Raw genomic sequence first — 15758 nt, 5'->3', positions numbered from 1 at the left:
CGCGTCGTGCTCATGCTTGCTTCAATTCCTGGTGGAGCGCCTGCAGCGCGTTGACGTCGCCCGCACCGCGATGGTCGAGCGAATTCAGCAGCGCGCGGGCACCCGCGATGGTGGTCGAGTACGTGACGCGATGCTGCAGGGCTTCGCGCCGGATCGAGAACGAGTCGGCGATCGCCTGCTTGCCCTCGGTCGTGTTGACGATATACACGATCTCGCCGTTCTTGATCAGGTCGACGATGTGCGGCCGGCCCTCGATCACCTTGTTGATGCTCGTGCAATCCAACCCGTTCCGGCGCAGGAAATCCGCCGTACCGCCGGTGGCGACGAGCGCATACCCGCGGCGCACCAGGTCCTGCGCGACCGACAGCACGCGCACCTTGTCCGGATCGCGGACGGAGATGAATGCCTTGCCCGTCGGCGGCAGCGCCTTGATGCCGCCGGCTTCCTGCGCGCGCGCGAAGGCGGCGCCGAAGCTGCGGCCCACGCCCATCACTTCGCCGGTGGAACGCATTTCCGGTCCGAGGATCGGATCGACGTTCTGGAACTTGGCGAACGGGAAGATCGCTTCCTTCACCGAGTAGTAGCCCGGCACGACTTCCTTCGTCGCGCCCTGCTCGGCCAGCGTCTTGCCCGCCATGCAGCGTGCGGCGATCTTCGCGAGCGGCACGCCGGTGGCCTTCGACACGAAGGGCACGGTGCGCGAGGCGCGCGGGTTCACTTCGAGCAGGAAGATCGTGTCTTCGCCGTCATCGTTCTGCTGGATCGCGAACTGCGTGTTCATCAGCCCGACGACCTTCAGCGCCTTGGCGAGCGCGACGACCTGTTCGCGCAAACGATCCTGCGTCTGCGCCGACAGCGAATACGGCGGCAGCGAGCACGAGGAATCGCCCGAATGCACGCCGGCTTCCTCGATGTGCTCCATCACGCCGCCGATCAGGACGTTGCCGTCCTTGTCCGCGATGATGTCGACGTCGACTTCCACCGCGTTGTCGAGGAAGCGGTCGAGCAGCACCGGCGAGTCGTTGGACACCTTCACCGCTTCGCGGATGTAACGCGAGAGGTCGGCATCGGAATACACGATCTCCATGGCGCGTCCACCGAGCACGTAGCTCGGACGCACGACCAGCGGATAGCCGATGTTGCGCGCGATGGCGAGCGCTTCGTCATGGTTGCGCGCCGTTCCGTTCGGCGGCTGCAGCAATTGCAGGTCGGTGACCAGGTGCTGGAAGCGTTCGCGGTCTTCGGCCAGGTCGATCGAATCGGGCGAAGTGCCGATCACCGGCACGCCGTTGGCTTCCAGCGCCTTCGCCAGCTTGAGCGGCGTCTGGCCGCCGTACTGGACGATCACGCCCTTGGGTTGTTCGAGTTCGACGATTTCCAGCACGTCCTCGAGCGTCAGCGGTTCGAAGTACAGGCGATCGGACGTGTCGTAATCGGTCGAGACGGTTTCGGGGTTGCAGTTGACCATGATGGTCTCGAACCCGTCCTCGCGCAGCGCGATGGCCGCGTGCACACAGCAGTAGTCGAATTCGATGCCCTGGCCGATGCGGTTGGGGCCGCCGCCGAGCACGATGATCTTGTCGCGCGAGGTGGGCTGCGCTTCGCATTCGTCCTCGTAGGTCGAATACAGGTAGGCGGTGCTGGTGGCGAATTCGGCCGCGCACGAGTCCACGCGCTTGTACACCGGGCGCACGTTGAAGGCCTTGCGCAGTGCGCGCACCGCCGATTCATTGGTGCCGACCAACTGCGCCAGGCGCGCGTCGGAGAAACCGCGGCGCTTGAGCTGGCGCAGGTGGCGCGCATCGAGCCCGTCCAGGCCCGCGGCGACGACATCGCGTTCCATCGCGATCAGTTCTTCGATCTGGTCCAGGAACCACGGATCGACGAAGGACAGCGCATGCACGTCTTCGACCGACATGCCCGCGCGGAAGGCATCGCCGAGGTGGAACATGCGTTCCGGGCCCGGCTCCTTGAGTTCGCGGCGCATCTTGGCCAGGTCGTCTTCGTTCGATAGATCCAGGCCCGTGGGATCCAGGCCGACCTTGCCGGTTTCCAGGCCACGCAGCGCCTTCTGCAGCGATTCCTGGAAGCTGCGGCCGATCGCCATCACTTCGCCGACCGACTTCATCTGCGTCGTCAGGCGCGCATCGGCGGCCGGGAATTTTTCGAAGGCGAAGCGCGGGATCTTGGTGACGACGTAATCGATCGTCGGTTCGAACGAGGCCGGCGTCTTGCCGCCGGTGATCTCGTTGCGCAGCTCGTCGAGCGTGTAGCCCACCGCGAGCTTGGCGGCGACCTTGGCGATCGGGAAGCCCGTGGCCTTCGAAGCCAGCGCCGAGGAACGCGACACGCGCGGATTCATCTCGATCACGACCACGCGGCCGGTCTGCGCGTTGATGCCGAACTGCACGTTCGAGCCGCCGGTATCGACGCCGATCTTGCGCAGCACCGCGACCGAGGCATCGCGCAGGCGCTGGTATTCCTTGTCGGTGAGCGTCTGCGCCGGCGCGACGGTGATCGAATCGCCGGTGTGCACGCCCATCGCATCGAGGTTTTCGATCGAGCAGACGATGATGCAGTTGTCCGCGGTGTCGCGGACGACTTCCATCTCGAATTCCTTCCAGCCCAACACCGATTCCTCGACGAGGATTTCGTGCACGGGCGAGAGTTCGAGGCCGCGGCGTGCGATCTCCTCGAATTCTTCCTTGTTGTAGGCGATGCCGCCGCCGGTGCCGCCGAGCGTGAAGGACGGACGGATGATCGTCGGATAGCCGACGGTCGCCTGGATCTCGACGGCCTGTTCGAAGGTGCGCGCCACCGCGGCCTTCGGACATTCCAGGCCGATCTCGGACATCGCGACGCGGAACAGCTCGCGGTCTTCGGCCATGCGGATCGCGTCGCGCTTGGCGCCGATCAGCTCGACGTTGTATTTCTCGAGCACGCCGTTGTCGGCCAGGTCCAACGCGCAGTTCAGCGCGGTCTGGCCGCCCATCGTCGGCAGCAGCGCGTCGGGCTTTTCCTTGGCGATGATCTTTTCGACCGTCTGCCAGTTGATCGGCTCGATGTAGACCGCATCGGCCATCTCCGGGTCGGTCATGATCGTCGCCGGATTGCTGTTGACGAGCACCACGCGATACCCCTCGTCGCGCAGCGCCTTGCAGGCCTGCGCGCCGGAGTAGTCGAACTCGCACGCCTGCCCGATGACGATCGGGCCCGCGCCGATGATGAGGATGGTCTTGAGGTCGGTTCTCTTCGGCATTTCTCGCCCTTCAGTACATTCGGTCCTGCCACCGCTCGCGCGGCAGCCAGGTGATCTGGTTTTGGTCGGTGGCGCCGATGGCGCCGGCGTCGATCGCGGCGCGCACGCGCGCCTGCATGTCGTTCCAACTGCCCGCCTGCGTGCCGATGCGCGCGCCGATGCGGTTGTTGTGCGCATCCATCCAGCGCATCGGGCTGCCCTGCCCGTCGCGTTCCATCACGCGCGTCACGAAGGCGACCAGGCGCGGCGAGGTGGTGTAAGCGACGGTCGCGCTTGCGAGCGTGTGGCGATAGGCATCCGCCGGGCCGTTGCGGCCGCCCGGAAGATTGGCGCCGAACCAATGCGCGTACACAGTGCCCAACACGAACGCCGGATAGGCAGCCAGCACCACGAAGGCGGCGGCGAACACCCGCAGGCGACGGGACGGGCGCTTCACTTCGCGCGTGCCTCCATCGCATCGATGAAGCGGTCGAACAGCGGCGCGACATCGTGCGGGCCCGGGCTCGCTTCCGGATGCCCCTGGAAGGAGAAGGCCGGTGCGTCGGTGAGCGCAATGCCCTGGTTCGAACCATCGAACAGCGAACGATGCGTCACGCGCGCATTCTTCGGCAGCGAGGCTTCATCCACCGCGAACCCATGGTTCTGCGAAGTGATCATCACGCGGCCGGAGTCCAGGTCGATCACCGGGTGGTTCGCGCCGTGGTGGCCGAACTTCATCTTGCTCGTCGTCGCGCCAATGGCCAGACCGAGGAGCTGGTGACCCAGGCAGATGCCGTAGGTCGGGACCTTGCGGTCGACGAAGGTGCGGATGGCGTCGATCGCGTAATCGCACGGAGCCGGGTCGCCGGGGCCGTTGGACAGGAACACGCCGTCGGGCTGCATCGCGAGTACCTGGTCGGCCGGTGTCTGCGCGGGCACGACGGTCACGTCGCAGCCGCGTTCGGCCAGCATGCGCAGGATGTTCTGCTTCACGCCGAAGTCGTAGGCAACCACTTTGTATTTGGACGGCGTGTCGACGAAGACGTTGCGGTCCAGGTCGAGCTGGCCTTCGCGCCAGCCGTACGCCGTACGCGTGCTGACTTCCTTGGCCAGGTCCATGCCCTTCAGGCCGGGGAACTTGCGGGCGGCTTCGATCGCCCTGTCGACGTCGAGCACTTCGCCGGGCGCGGACGCTGCGAGCAGCGCGCCGTTCATGGCGCCGCGATCGCGCAGCAGGCGCGTGAGCTTGCGGGTGTCGATGTCGGCGATGGCCACCACGCCGCGCTGCTTCATCCACTCGGGCAGCGCCTGCTGGTTGCGCCAGTTGCTCGGGCGGCGCGGGACGTCGCGCACGATCAGGCCGGCGGCCCAGACCTGGCGGGCTTCGTCGTCCTGGTCGGTGCAGCCGGTGTTGCCGATGTGGGGATAGGTCAGCGTGACGAGCTGGCGCGCGTAGGAGGGATCGGTGAGGATCTCCTGGTAGCCGGTCATCGCGGTGTTGAACACCACTTCGCCGACGGACAGGCCGGGCGCGCCGACGGAAACGCCCTCGAAGATCGTGCCGTCTTCGAGTGCGAGGAGTGCGGTTGGGATCACGGGCTTCGCCTATGTCGGGGGGATGCCCCTGGCGCGAACCCCCGATGAGAGGTTGCAGCAAAGCGCGAACGCGGCGTTTCTTCCGGTCCGTGCTGGCAGGTGGCAGGCGAGCCGGGATTGTACCGATGCCGGACGCTTCCGACAAACGATGCTGCCGGGCCGCCCCGCGGTGTTCAGCCCAGCAGGTCGCCGATCCGGTAGCGCGCGGGCCCCTGGCGCGCGAGCCAAGCGGCGGCGTGGAGCGCGCCGCGGGCGAAGATGTCGCGGTTGGTCGCGCGGTGGACCAGCTCGATGCGCTCGCCCAGGGTCGCGAATTGCACCGTGTGCTCGCCAACGATGTCGCCTGCGCGCAGCGATGCATAGCGCGGGATCGCGCCGCCCTGCCCCGCGGCGTCGCCGAGGGTGAGCGCCGTGCCCGAGGGCGCGTCGACCTTGCGCACGTGGTGTTGTTCGACGATGTCGACGTCCCACCCGGGCAGCGCACGCGCGGCGCGTTCGACCAGGTCGGCCAGCACCGCGACGCCGAGGCTGAAGTTCGACGCCCACAACACCGGGATGCGCGCGGCGGCCGCGTCGAGCGCGGCGACCTGCGATTCGGACAGCCCCGTCGTCCCGCTGACCAGCGCGCAGCCCTTGCCGGCGCAATGCGCGAGGACGCCGTCGAAGGCTTCGGGCAGGCTGAAGTCGACCACCACGTCGCAATCGGGAGCGGCGGCCAGTTCGCTGGCGGCGAATTGCGGCACGCCGTCGATCACGCGCTGCCCCACCTTGCGCGAGACCGCGCCCACGATGATGAAAGAGTCCGGTCGCTCGGCCGCCAGCCGGAGCAGTGCCTGGCCCATGCGCCCGTTGGCGCCGTGAACCAGCAGTCGAATCGGTGAAGCCGGCGTGAGGGGTTCGTCCATGCGGGTGAGGCTAACGGAAGTGCTTTGTCCGCGCACGCGTGACGACGCGATGACGTTGCTGAACTCCTTGTGCGGATGCGAGCGGCCGTGACCGGAATCTCACGCAAAACACGGTCTTGTGTGTCGAAGGACGCCGACCAAAGGGTTGGATGGGACTGGGAAGGACCATCCGCGGCGACTTCCCCAATCGATTCGTTTCGCGGAGAGCTCCACCATGATTTCGCTGTCCCGCCGCCGCTTCCTGCAAGGGGCCAGCGCGATGCCGCTGGCCGCATGGCTTTCGAACAACGCGTTCGCCCAATCCATGTCGCTCGTGCGTTACGACATCGCCTCGCCGCAAGGCCTGGACATGTTGACGACGTATGCCAATGCGATGCGCACGATGCTCGCGCGTCCCGAAACCGATCCGACCAGCTGGCTCTGGCAGTGGTACACGCACTTCGTCAGCGGCGCGACCACCAAGGCCGCCGAGCAAGCGCGCATCTTCGGCACCACCGTCACGCCGCAGAGCATGCTCGCCAACGAAATGTGGAATACCTGCCAGTCGCACGCCGGGCAGAACACCAACCACTTCCTGCCCTGGCACCGCATGTTCGTGTTCTTCTTCGAACAGATCATCCGCGAAGTCAGCGGCCGCCCGGACTTCACCCTCCCCTATTGGGATTACACCTCCGCCGATCCGCTCAAGCGCGGCATCGTGCCGCTGCAGTTCCGTCTGCCGCTGGATCCGGTGTTCAACGTGCTGTATCGCTCCAATCGAACCTCGCTCGCCAACACCGGCCAGCGCATCGACAAGACGCAGCCCACCGACCAGATGGACATCAGCGCGACCATGGCGTGCGCGGCCTACAGCACGGTCGGCACGGTGCTGGGCTTCTGCCGCTCGATCGATTCCAACATCCACGGGCGCATCCACGTGCTCGTGGGCACTGCGTCGAACATGGGCGCCGTGCCTTACGCCGCGCGCGACCCGCTGTTCTGGGTGCATCACTCCACCATCGATCGCATGTGGGCGAGCTGGAACGCGAACTACGCCGGCGTGAATCCGCTCTCGACGTGGGGCAACACCCAGTTCGTGTTCGCCGATCGCCTGGGCCAGCGCGTGACGGGCAAGTTGAAGGACTTCTTCGACACCAACCTGCTCGGCTACAGCTACGACTCGCTGATCGCACCGCCGCCTCCGCCTCCGCCGCCGCCGCAACAGCAGCAGCAGGCGCCGAAGAGAAAGAAGACGCTCACCACGGTGCAGCGCGTCGCCGCCCTCATGGCGAGCACGCCCGAGCGCGTCGCCTCCTCGAGCACGATGGCCGAGCTCGGCGCGACCAACACGCGCGTGAACGTCCAGCGCCTTGCGGCCGCCAAGCAGGTCTCGCCCGTGCTGGGCCTCGTGCCCGCCACCGCACCGCAACGCACTTACCTGGTGTTGAAGAACCTGCATACGTGGAAGCAGCCGGAAGTGCTCTACCACGTGTACCTCGGCCCGGCGAAGGGTGCGCAAAGTAACGTTGCGCTGAACAAGAACACCTACGTCGGTGCGATCAACTTCTTCGACGCTGAATTCCACGATCACGGCGGCCACGGCGCGAAGCTGGACACCGCATTGGGCGAGAACTTCTACAGCTTCGACGTGACCGATCTGCTGCGCCGTTTCGAACGCAGTGGCGCGGTTTCGCGCGATGCCCTGCAAGTGACCTTCGTGCCGGGCGGCAAGCCCACCGCGGGCGCCGGCAGCATGGTCGCGAGCATCGAGCTGGTGCGCCAGTAAGGCGCGAAACGCCGCGCGCCTGGGGACGGGCGCGCGGCGAAGGGTTGTCGGGGGATGTACTTCGCGTTGCGCAAGAGCCGCTTACACCCTGCCATCACCCGAGCGGGGGGCATGCTCGCCCCTATCGCGGCAGGGGGTGCGAGCGCCACTGCTGCATGTGAATTTGCAGGAGTGCCCGTATGAGCGACATCACCCGACGCAATCTGATCAAGGCCATGGCGGCCACGCCGCTGGTCTTCGGCTTCGCGCGCAACGCAAGCGCGGCAACGCTGCTGCGCTGCGATCTGTCCACGCCCGGCGGCCTGGACATGCTGGCCACGTATGCCAACGGCATCCGCCTGATGCAGGCGATGACGCCCGACAATCCGTGCAGTTGGATGTGGCAGTGGTACACGCACTTCGTCGACGGCGCGACGGTCAAGACCGACGAAATCACGCGCGTGTGGGGAGATACCGTCACGCCGCAGCGCACGCTCGCCGAAGAAGTCTGGAACACCTGCCAGTCGCACTCCGGCCAGAGTTCGAACTTCTTCCTGCCGTGGCATCGCTACTACGTCTACATGCTCGAACGCATGATCCGCGTGGTCACCGGGCGCACCGATTTCACGATGCCGTACTGGAATTACACCTCGTCCGATCCGGCGCAGCGCGGCGTGGTACCGGAGCAATTCCGCATGCCCGACGACCCAGTGTTCGGCGTGTTGTATCGCCCGAACCGCGCCTCGCGCGCGAACAGCGGCCTGCCCATCCACGCACTGCAGCCCGGCGATGCGATGAACATCGACGAGGCGATGTCGAAGACGAACTACTCCACCGTCGGCAGCGTGACCGGCTTCGGCCGCACGATCGATTCGACCATCCACGGCCGCATCCACACGCTCGTGGGCAACACGCGCGGCATGGGCGCGGTGCCGTATGCGGGCAACGATCCGCTGTTCTTCGTGCACCACGCCAACATCGACCGCATGTGGGCCAGCTGGAACCGGAACGGCAACAAGAATCCGACCGACGCGGTCGCCAATCCCTGGATCAATACCGCGTTCACGCTCGCCGACGAACGCGGCCTGCGCCAGCAGCGCAGCGCTAAGAATCTGTTCAGTGCGCTGCAACTGGGCTACGACTACGACGCGTTCTTCCCGCGTCCGCCTGTCGCACCCACGACGCCGCCGCCGGCGACATTGGCTGCGAAGGGCGTGGCCGGGGCGCAGAAGGTCGCCTCCGCGGTGAACATGGTGAACCTGGGCAACGCGGCGACGACTGTGAAACTCGCGCGCGAGCCGAATGCGAAGGCCACGGCGATGCTCGGCCTGGATGCCGATGCTCGCCACACCTACTTGGTGCTTCGCAAGTTGCATGCGTGGAAGCAGCCGGGCGTGCTGTATCACGTCTATCTGTGCGAGTCGCCGAACGTGGCGCCCGCCGCGCGCAACTACGTGGGCAACATCAACTTCTTCGACGCCGAGTTCCACGAACACGGCGGCGGCAGCAAGCTGGATACCGCGCTGGGCGACAACTTCTACAGCTTCGATGTCACGCCGCTGCTGGCGGGCCTGGCGAAGACCAGCCATTCGAGCTCCACGCGCGACATGCTGTTCGTGAAGCTCGTGCCCGGTGGCGTTCCGGAAAAGGGCGCCGATGCGATGGTCGCCCAGGTCGATCTGATCCGGCAGTAATCTGCCGGATCCAAACCGGGATCAGTTCGTCATCCGATCCCAGAAGCCCTTCACGCCATCGATGAAGGTGCTCGACTTCGGCGAGTGCTTGCGCGCGCCGTCGCCGACGAAGGTGGCTTCGAACTTCTCCAGGATCTCGCGCTGTTCGGCCGTGAGGTTGACCGGCGTTTCGACGACCGCCTTGCAGTAGAGATCGCCGGGCGCGCGGCTGCGCACCGAGCGCACGCCGCGATCGCGCAGGCGGAAGACTTTCCCGGTCTGCGTTTCGGCGGGCACGCGCAATTCGAGATCGCCATGCAGCGTGGGCACGCGGATCGTGTCGCCCAACGCGGCCTGCGAAATGCGCAAGGGGATGTCGCAGTGCAGGTCGTCGCCGTCGCGCTCGAAGATCGGATGCGGACGCACGCGCACTTCGACGAACAGATCGCCCGGCGGCGTGCCGGCCGGGCCGGCTTCGCCTTCGCCCTGCAGGCGGATGCGGTCGCCGTTGTCGACACCCGCGGGGATCTTCACCGACAGGACTTTTTCTTCTTCAAGACGCCCCTGCCCCATGCACGGCTTGCACGGATTGGGGATCGTCTTGCCGCGGCCGGCGCAGTGCGGGCAGGTCTGCTGCATCTGGAAGATGCCGCGCTGCATGCGCACCTGGCCGCGACCGTGGCAGGTCTTGCAGTCTTCGAGGATGCCGTCGTTGGAACCGGTGCCCGCGCAGTGGTGGCACGAGACCAGCGTCGGCACTTCGATGCGCTTTTCGAGGCCCGAAACGGCTTCCTCCAGGTCCAGCTCCATCACGTAGCCGATGTCGGCGCCGCGGCGTGGACCGCCGCGCGCACCGCCACCGCCGAAGATGTTGCCGAAGATGTCGCCGAAGATATCGCCCATGTCGGCGTACCCGGCACCGCCGGGCCCGCCGCCACCGCCCATGCCGTGTTCGAACGCGGCATGGCCGTGCTGGTCGTAGAGCCGGCGCTTGGCCGGCTCGGACAACACTTCATAGGCTTCCTTGCATTCCTTGAACGCGGCTTCCGCGGCGTGGTCGCCGGGATTGCGGTCCGGGTGATGCTTCATCGCGCAGCGGCGATAGGCCTTCTTCAGGTCATCGTCGCTGGCGTCCCGGGCAACGCCGAGGACTTCGTAGTAGTCGCGTTTCATCCGTCAATTACTTCTTGTCGTCCTTGACCTCGGTGAATTCGGCATCGACGACGTCGTCGCCCGCCGCGCCACCGCCCTGCGGGCCGCCGGCGTCGCCGCCGCCCTGCCCGGCCGAGGCCGCCGCCGCGATCGCCTGCGCCGCTTCCTCCAGCGCACGCGTCTTGGCTTCGATCTGGCCCTTGTCGTCGCCCTTCATCGCCGTTTCCAGGTCCGACAAGGCGCCTTCGACGCGACCGATCACATCGCCACCGACCTTGCTGCCGTGCTCGGTGATCGCGCTGCGCACCGAGTGGATCAGCGCGTCGGCCTGGTTGCGGGCCTGCACGAGCTCATGGAACTTCTTGTCGTCTTCGCGATGCGCTTCGGCGTCCTGCACCATCCGCTGGATCTCTTCGTCCGACAGGCCCGAGCCGGCCTTGATCTCGACCTTCTGCTCCTTGCCCGTCTTCTTGTCCTTGGCGTGTACGTGCAGGATGCCGTTGGCGTCGATGTCGAAGGACACTTCGATCTGCGGCATGCCGCGCGGCGCGGCGTCGATGCCGGCCAGGTCGAAGCGCGCGAGCGACTTGTTGTAACGCGCCTGTTCGCGTTCGCCCTGCAGCACGTGCACCGTCACCGCGGACTGGTTGTCCTCGGCGGTGGAGAAGGTCTGCGAGGCCTTGGTCGGGATCGTGGTGTTCTTCTCGATGATCTTGGTGAACACGCCGCCGAGGGTTTCGATGCCCAGGCTGAGCGGGGTCACGTCGAGCAGCAGCACGTCCTTGACGTCGCCGGCGAGCACGCCGCCCTGGATCGCCGCGCCGAGCGCGACGGCTTCATCGGGGTTGACGTCCTTGCGCGGTTCCTTGCCGAAGAACTCGCCCACCATCGCCTGCACCTTCGGCATGCGGGTCTGGCCGCCGACGAGGATGACTTCGCTGATTTCGCTGGCGCGCAGGCCCGCGTCGTTCAGCGCGATGCGGCACGGTTCGATCGTCTTCTTGACCAGGTCGTCCACCAGCGCTTCGAGCTTGGCGCGCGTGAGCTTGATGTTCAGGTGCTTGGGACCGGAGGCATCGGCGGTGACGTAGGGCAGGTTCACTTCGGTCTGCTGCGCGGAGGACAGCTCGATCTTCGCGCGCTCGGCGGCGTCCTTCAGGCGCTGCAGCGCGAGCGGATCCTTGCGCAGGTCGATGCCCTGGTCCTTGAGGAATTCCTCGACGAGGTAATCGATGACGCGCTTGTCGAAGTCTTCGCCGCCCAGGAACGTATCGCCGTTGGTGGACAGCACTTCGACCTGCATCTCGCCGTCGACCGACGCGATTTCGATGATCGAGACGTCGAACGTGCCGCCGCCCAGGTCGTACACGGCCACCTTGCGGTCGCCGCCCTTCTTGTCCATGCCGTAGGCCAGCGCGGCCGCGGTCGGCTCGTTGATGATGCGCTTGACCTCCAGGCCCGCGATGCGGCCGGCGTCCTTGGTCGCCTGGCGCTGGCTGTCGTTGAAGTAGGCCGGCACCGTGATGACCGCTTCGGTCACCGTTTCACCGAGGTAGGCCTCGGCGGTCTTCTTCATCTTCTCCAGGACGCGCGCGGAGACTTCCTGCGGCGAGAGCTTCTTGCCGTCGGCGGTGGCGACCCACGCATCGCCGTTGTCGTGCTCGGTGATCGCGTAGGACACCAGGCCGATGTCCTTCTGGACTTCGGCATCCTTGAACTTGCGGCCGATCAGGCGCTTGACCGCGAAGAAGGTGTTCTTCGGGTTGGTGACCGCCTGGCGCTTGGCCGAGGCGCCGACCAGGACTTCGCCGTCCTTGGTGTAGGCCACGGTGGATGGGGTGGTGCGATCGCCCTCGCTGTTCTCGATGACGCGCGCCTTGCCGCCTTCCATGATCGCCACGCACGAGTTCGTCGTGCCCAGGTCGATGCCGATGATCTTGCCCATGTTGTCTCCCTCCGAAACTTTATGAATTTTTGTCGGCGCGGTACGCCGGAATGCTTGGGAAATAAGGTTCCACGCGGCTGCTTCAAGAGGCCGCGGGATTAACCGTTCAGTCGTGCTTCGCCACGACCACCAGTGCCGGGCGCAACAGGCGCTCGTTCAGCACGTAGCCCTTCTGGAAGACCTGCACGACGCTGCCCGGGGGCAACGCGCCCGCCTCGACCATGCTCATGGCCTGGTGGCGATCCGGATCGAAGCTCTCCCCGGGATGCGGGGCCACTTCGAGCAGGCCGTTGGACTCGGCGATGCGGTGCAGTTGGCGGAGCGTGAGCTCCAGGCCCTCGCGCAGCGGGTCGGCCTTCTCGGCCGCCGCCAGGCCCGCTTCCATGCTGTCGAACAGCGGCAGCAGCTCGGAAAGCAGGCGTTCGTTGGCGAACTTGCGCGCCATTTCCACGTCGCGGGCAAGGCGCTTGCGCTGGTTGTCGAGGTCGGCGCGCTCGCGCAGTTGCTCGGCGCGGAGTTGTTCGATCTCGCCCCGCAGGGCTTCGATCTGGTCGTGCGATGCGTCCTCGCCGTCGAGGGCGGCGTCTGCATCCTGGGGTTCCTGGATCATGCGAATCGGTCCGTTCGGCGGCGTCCTCGCCACCCGTGGTCTCAGCGATGCGGCCGGACCGACCGGCTTTCAAGCCCCGGGGGCGACTATCCGCCCGAGTTCGACTCCAGCGCCTTGCCGAGCACGCCCGCGGCCGCCTGGACCACCGGGATCACGCGGTCGTAGGCCATGCGCGTGGGGCCGATCACGCCCAGCACGCCCAGGACGCGGCCCCCCGCGGCGTAGGGCGCGGTGACCAGCGAGACCGATTCCAGTGGCGCGACCCCGCTTTCCTCGCCGATGAACACGCGCACCCCGGGCGCGCGCGCGGTGCGTTCGAGCAACTGCAGGATCTCGCGCTTGCGGGAGAAGGCCTCGAACAGATCGCGCAGGCGGTCCAGGTCGGACAGGTCCTGCACGCCCATCAGGCGCGTCTGGCCGGCAAGCACGACGTCGTCGCCCAGGTCCGGCGCGAGCGCCTGTTCGGCCAGCTCGACCGTGTGCGCCATCAGCGTTTCCATTTCCATGCGCGCCGCGCGCAATTCATGCACGAGCGTGGCGCGGATGTCCTGCAGCGGGCGGCCGGCGAAATGCTGGTTGAGGTAGTTGGCGACGCGTTCGAGCTCGCTGGCATCCCAGGTCCGGCGCGTTTGCAGGATGCGGTTCTGCACGTCGTTGTCGGCGAAGACCACGATCGCGAGCACGCGGTTGGCTTCGAGTGCGACGAAGTCGATGTGGCGGAAGGCGAACTGCTCGCGCCGCGGCACGCCGACCACGCCGACGAAATGCGTCATCGCCGACAACAGTTCCGATGCGCTGCCCAGCAGCGCCTGCGTCCCCGACCCCACCGGCAGCTCCTGCCGCAGGCGGACCAATTCCCCTTCGGGCAGTGGCTTGACCTGCACCAGCGAGTCGACGAACACGCGGTAGCCCTGCGTGGTCGGGATACGCCCGGCGGAGGTGTGCGGCGAGGTCAGCAGCCCGCCTTCTTCCAGGTCGGAGAGGATGTTGCGGATCGTGGCCGGGCTGATGTCCAGGCCCGCGTGGCGCGCCAGGGTTTGCGAACCGACTGGCTCGCCGTCGCGGATGTAGCGCGCGATCAGCGTGCGCAGCAACTGGCGTGCGCGCGGATCGAGGTCGACATCGGAGGGACGGGAGGCCATGCGGTCGGTATAAGCCCGCCGCGCACCCCGCGCAACCGGCAATCTCTTCGGGCGAGACGAAAGACCGTTTACGCTAACGCCATGCTCACGCACCTCGCCATCCAGGACTTCGCGGTCGTCCGCGCCGCCGAACTCGATTTCGGCCCAGGCCTCACCGTGATTTCCGGCGAAACCGGCGCCGGCAAATCGCTGCTCGTCGACGCGCTCGGTTTCCTCTCCGGCGCGCGCGCCGACGCCGGCGTGGTCCGGCACGGGGCGCAACGCGCCGAATTGATCGCCGTCTTCGCACTCGACGATGCCCCCGACGCCGCCGCGTGGTTGCGCGAACAGGAACTCGACGACGACGGACAGGCCTGCCAACTGCGCCGCACCCTGCGCGCCGACGGCGGTTCGAAGGCCTGGATCAACGGGCGCCCGGCGACGATCGCGCAATTGGGCGAACTGGCGGGCCTGCTCGTCGAAATCCACGGGCAACACGAACACCAGGCCCTGATGTCGCGCGGCAGCCAGCTCGCGCTGCTCGACGCCTTCGGGCGCAACGAGGGCAAGCTGTCCGACGTCCAGGCTGCGGCGCGCAAGTGGACCGCCCTGGTGCGCGAACGCGACGCCCTGTCGCAGCGCGGCGACCCCGGCGATCGCATCAACTTCCTCGAACACCAGCTCGCCGAATTGCGTCGCGACGCAATCGAACCCGACGCATTCGCCGAACTGATCGCCTCGCACAAACGCCACGCGCACGCCGCCGGCCTGATCGCCGCGTGCGATGGCGCCGGTGCGAGCCTCGGCGGCGACGACGGCCCCTCGCTCGGTCGGCAATTGCAGCAGGTGCGCAACGAACTCGCGCGCCAGGCCGAACACGAACCGCGCCTGGCCGAAATCGACGGGATGCTCGAGATCGCCGCCATCCAGATCGACGAAGCGGCCTCCCTGCTCGAACGCGTGCGCGCCGACCTCGACATCGATCCCGCGGCGTTCGACACGCTGGATCGCAAACTCGTGCAGTTGCACGACCTGGCGCGCAAGCACCGTGTTCCGCCGGAGGCACTGGCGTCGCAACGCGATGCCATCGAAGCCGAAGTCGCCGCGTTGCAAGGTTCGGAAGAACGCGTGCGCGCGCTCGATGGCGAAATCGAAAGCGCACGCGCCGCGTGGCAAACCGCCGCGACCGCGCTGACCAAGGCGCGCACGAAAGCCGCCGATGCGCTGTCGAAAGCGACCACCACGCTCATCGGCGAACTGGGCATGGGCGGTGGCGGCTTCTCCGTCGCGATCGAACCCAACGCCGCCGCCGATCCGGATCCGCAAGGCGCCGAGCGCGTCGAATTCCTCGTCGCCGCCAACCCCGGCCAACCGGCGCGCGCGCTGCGCAAGGTCGCCTCGGGCGGCGAACTCTCGCGCATCTCGCTCGCCATCGAAGTCGCCGCACTGGGCCTGGACGCGGTGCCGACGATGGTCTTCGACGAAGTGGATTCGGGCATCGGCGGCGCCGTGGCCGACATCGTGGGCCAGAAATTGCGCGCCCTGGGCGGCAAGCGCCAGGCGCTGTGCGTGACCCACCTGCCCCAGGTCGCGGCCCAGGGCCATGCGCACTACCGCGTCAGCAAGGCCGCCAGCGAAGGCATGACCCAGAGCGCGGTGCGCAAACTCGAAGCGCTCGATCGCGAAGAAGAACTCGCCCGCATGCTGGGCGGCGTGGAAGTGAGCACCGAAGCGCGGGCGGCGGCCCGCAGGCTGCTGGCGGACGCGAACTGAC

Annotated in this window: 11 protein-coding genes; 3 read left to right on the top strand and 8 right to left on the bottom strand. The window is 67.0% G+C overall.

Going from position 1 to position 15758, the window contains the following annotated elements; all coding sequences use genetic code 11:
- Positions 1-10 precede the first annotated feature (10 nt).
- From carB to dapB, 4 genes are all read right to left on the bottom strand, one after another.
- Positions 11-3259 (bottom strand): carbamoyl-phosphate synthase large subunit, encoded by a 3249-nt coding sequence (carB, locus tag AC1DOM_RS08375; RefSeq protein ID WP_498962154.1) that lies wholly within the window; start codon positions 3257-3259, stop codon positions 11-13.
- A gap of 10 nt (positions 3260-3269) precedes the next feature.
- Positions 3270-3695: a DUF6973 domain-containing protein gene (locus tag AC1DOM_RS08370; RefSeq protein ID WP_498962152.1), complete on the bottom strand. Its 426-nt coding sequence runs from the start codon at positions 3693-3695 to the stop codon at positions 3270-3272.
- Complete coding sequence (carA, locus tag AC1DOM_RS08365) at positions 3692-4834, bottom strand: glutamine-hydrolyzing carbamoyl-phosphate synthase small subunit (protein ID WP_498962150.1); 1143 nt, start codon at positions 4832-4834, stop codon at positions 3692-3694. Before carA ends, AC1DOM_RS08370 begins: the two co-directional genes overlap by 4 nt.
- Positions 4835-5007: 173 nt before the next feature.
- On the bottom strand, positions 5008-5739 hold the full coding sequence (gene dapB, locus AC1DOM_RS08360) for a 4-hydroxy-tetrahydrodipicolinate reductase (RefSeq protein ID WP_498962148.1): 732 nt from the start codon (positions 5737-5739) through the stop codon (positions 5008-5010).
- Positions 5740-5953: 214 nt separating this feature from the next.
- Here dapB and AC1DOM_RS08355 point away from each other — a divergent pair, with 214 nt between their 5' ends.
- Entirely contained in the window at positions 5954-7504 is a 1551-nt protein-coding gene (locus tag AC1DOM_RS08355; protein ID WP_498962146.1) for a tyrosinase family protein, read from the top strand.
- Positions 7505-7683: 179 nt separating this feature from the next.
- Positions 7684-9177, top strand: coding sequence for a tyrosinase family protein (locus tag AC1DOM_RS08350; protein WP_498962144.1), 1494 nt, complete (start codon positions 7684-7686; stop codon positions 9175-9177).
- A 21-nt stretch (positions 9178-9198) separates the two neighbouring features.
- Here the strand turns inward: AC1DOM_RS08350 and dnaJ are convergent, their stop codons facing one another.
- The 4 genes from dnaJ to hrcA all read right to left on the bottom strand — a co-directional run bounded on the left by dnaJ (position 9199) and on the right by hrcA (position 14005).
- Entirely contained in the window at positions 9199-10329 is a 1131-nt protein-coding gene (gene dnaJ, locus AC1DOM_RS08345) for a molecular chaperone DnaJ (RefSeq protein ID WP_498962142.1), read from the bottom strand.
- Between the two features lie 7 nt (positions 10330-10336).
- Positions 10337-12253 (bottom strand): molecular chaperone DnaK, encoded by a 1917-nt coding sequence (gene dnaK, locus AC1DOM_RS08340; RefSeq protein ID WP_498962140.1) that lies wholly within the window; start codon positions 12251-12253, stop codon positions 10337-10339.
- A gap of 106 nt (positions 12254-12359) precedes the next feature.
- A complete protein-coding gene (grpE, locus tag AC1DOM_RS08335; RefSeq protein WP_498962138.1) occupies positions 12360-12863 on the bottom strand; it encodes a nucleotide exchange factor GrpE in 504 nt (167 codons plus the stop codon).
- Between the two features lie 86 nt (positions 12864-12949).
- The gene (gene hrcA / locus AC1DOM_RS08330) at positions 12950-14005 is read right to left on the bottom strand and encodes a heat-inducible transcriptional repressor HrcA (RefSeq protein ID WP_498962136.1); all 1056 of its coding nucleotides are present in this window, start codon (positions 14003-14005) and stop codon (positions 12950-12952) included.
- An 81-nt stretch (positions 14006-14086) separates the two neighbouring features.
- Here hrcA and recN point away from each other — a divergent pair, with 81 nt between their 5' ends.
- Positions 14087-15757 (top strand): DNA repair protein RecN, encoded by a 1671-nt coding sequence (gene recN / locus AC1DOM_RS08325; RefSeq protein WP_498962134.1) that lies wholly within the window; start codon positions 14087-14089, stop codon positions 15755-15757.
- Position 15758: the final 1 nt, after the last annotated feature.

It is taken from the genome of Lysobacter sp. P5_B12 (assembly GCF_056400425.1).
Note: the sequence above shows the minus strand (reverse complement) of the source record. Positions and strands in the feature narration are given on the sequence as shown.

What these genes read in the sequence shown, in the direction of transcription:
- recN (WP_498962134.1), top strand. Translation starts at nt 14,087, where the DNA reads ATGCTCACGCACCTCGCCATCCAGGACTTCGCGGTCGTCCGCGCCGCC.
- AC1DOM_RS08350 (WP_498962144.1), top strand. Translation starts at nt 7,684, where the DNA reads ATGAGCGACATCACCCGACGCAATCTGATCAAGGCCATGGCGGCCACG.
- hrcA (WP_498962136.1), bottom strand. Translation starts at nt 14,005, where the DNA reads ATGGCCTCCCGTCCCTCCGATGTCGACCTCGATCCGCGCGCACGCCAG.
- dnaJ (WP_498962142.1), bottom strand. Translation starts at nt 10,329, where the DNA reads ATGAAACGCGACTACTACGAAGTCCTCGGCGTTGCCCGGGACGCCAGC.
- dnaK (WP_498962140.1), bottom strand. Translation starts at nt 12,253, where the DNA reads ATGGGCAAGATCATCGGCATCGACCTGGGCACGACGAACTCGTGCGTG.
- AC1DOM_RS08355 (WP_498962146.1), top strand. Translation starts at nt 5,954, where the DNA reads ATGATTTCGCTGTCCCGCCGCCGCTTCCTGCAAGGGGCCAGCGCGATG.
- carB (WP_498962154.1), bottom strand. Translation starts at nt 3,259, where the DNA reads ATGCCGAAGAGAACCGACCTCAAGACCATCCTCATCATCGGCGCGGGC.
- grpE (WP_498962138.1), bottom strand. Translation starts at nt 12,863, where the DNA reads ATGATCCAGGAACCCCAGGATGCAGACGCCGCCCTCGACGGCGAGGAC.
- dapB (WP_498962148.1), bottom strand. Translation starts at nt 5,739, where the DNA reads ATGGACGAACCCCTCACGCCGGCTTCACCGATTCGACTGCTGGTTCAC.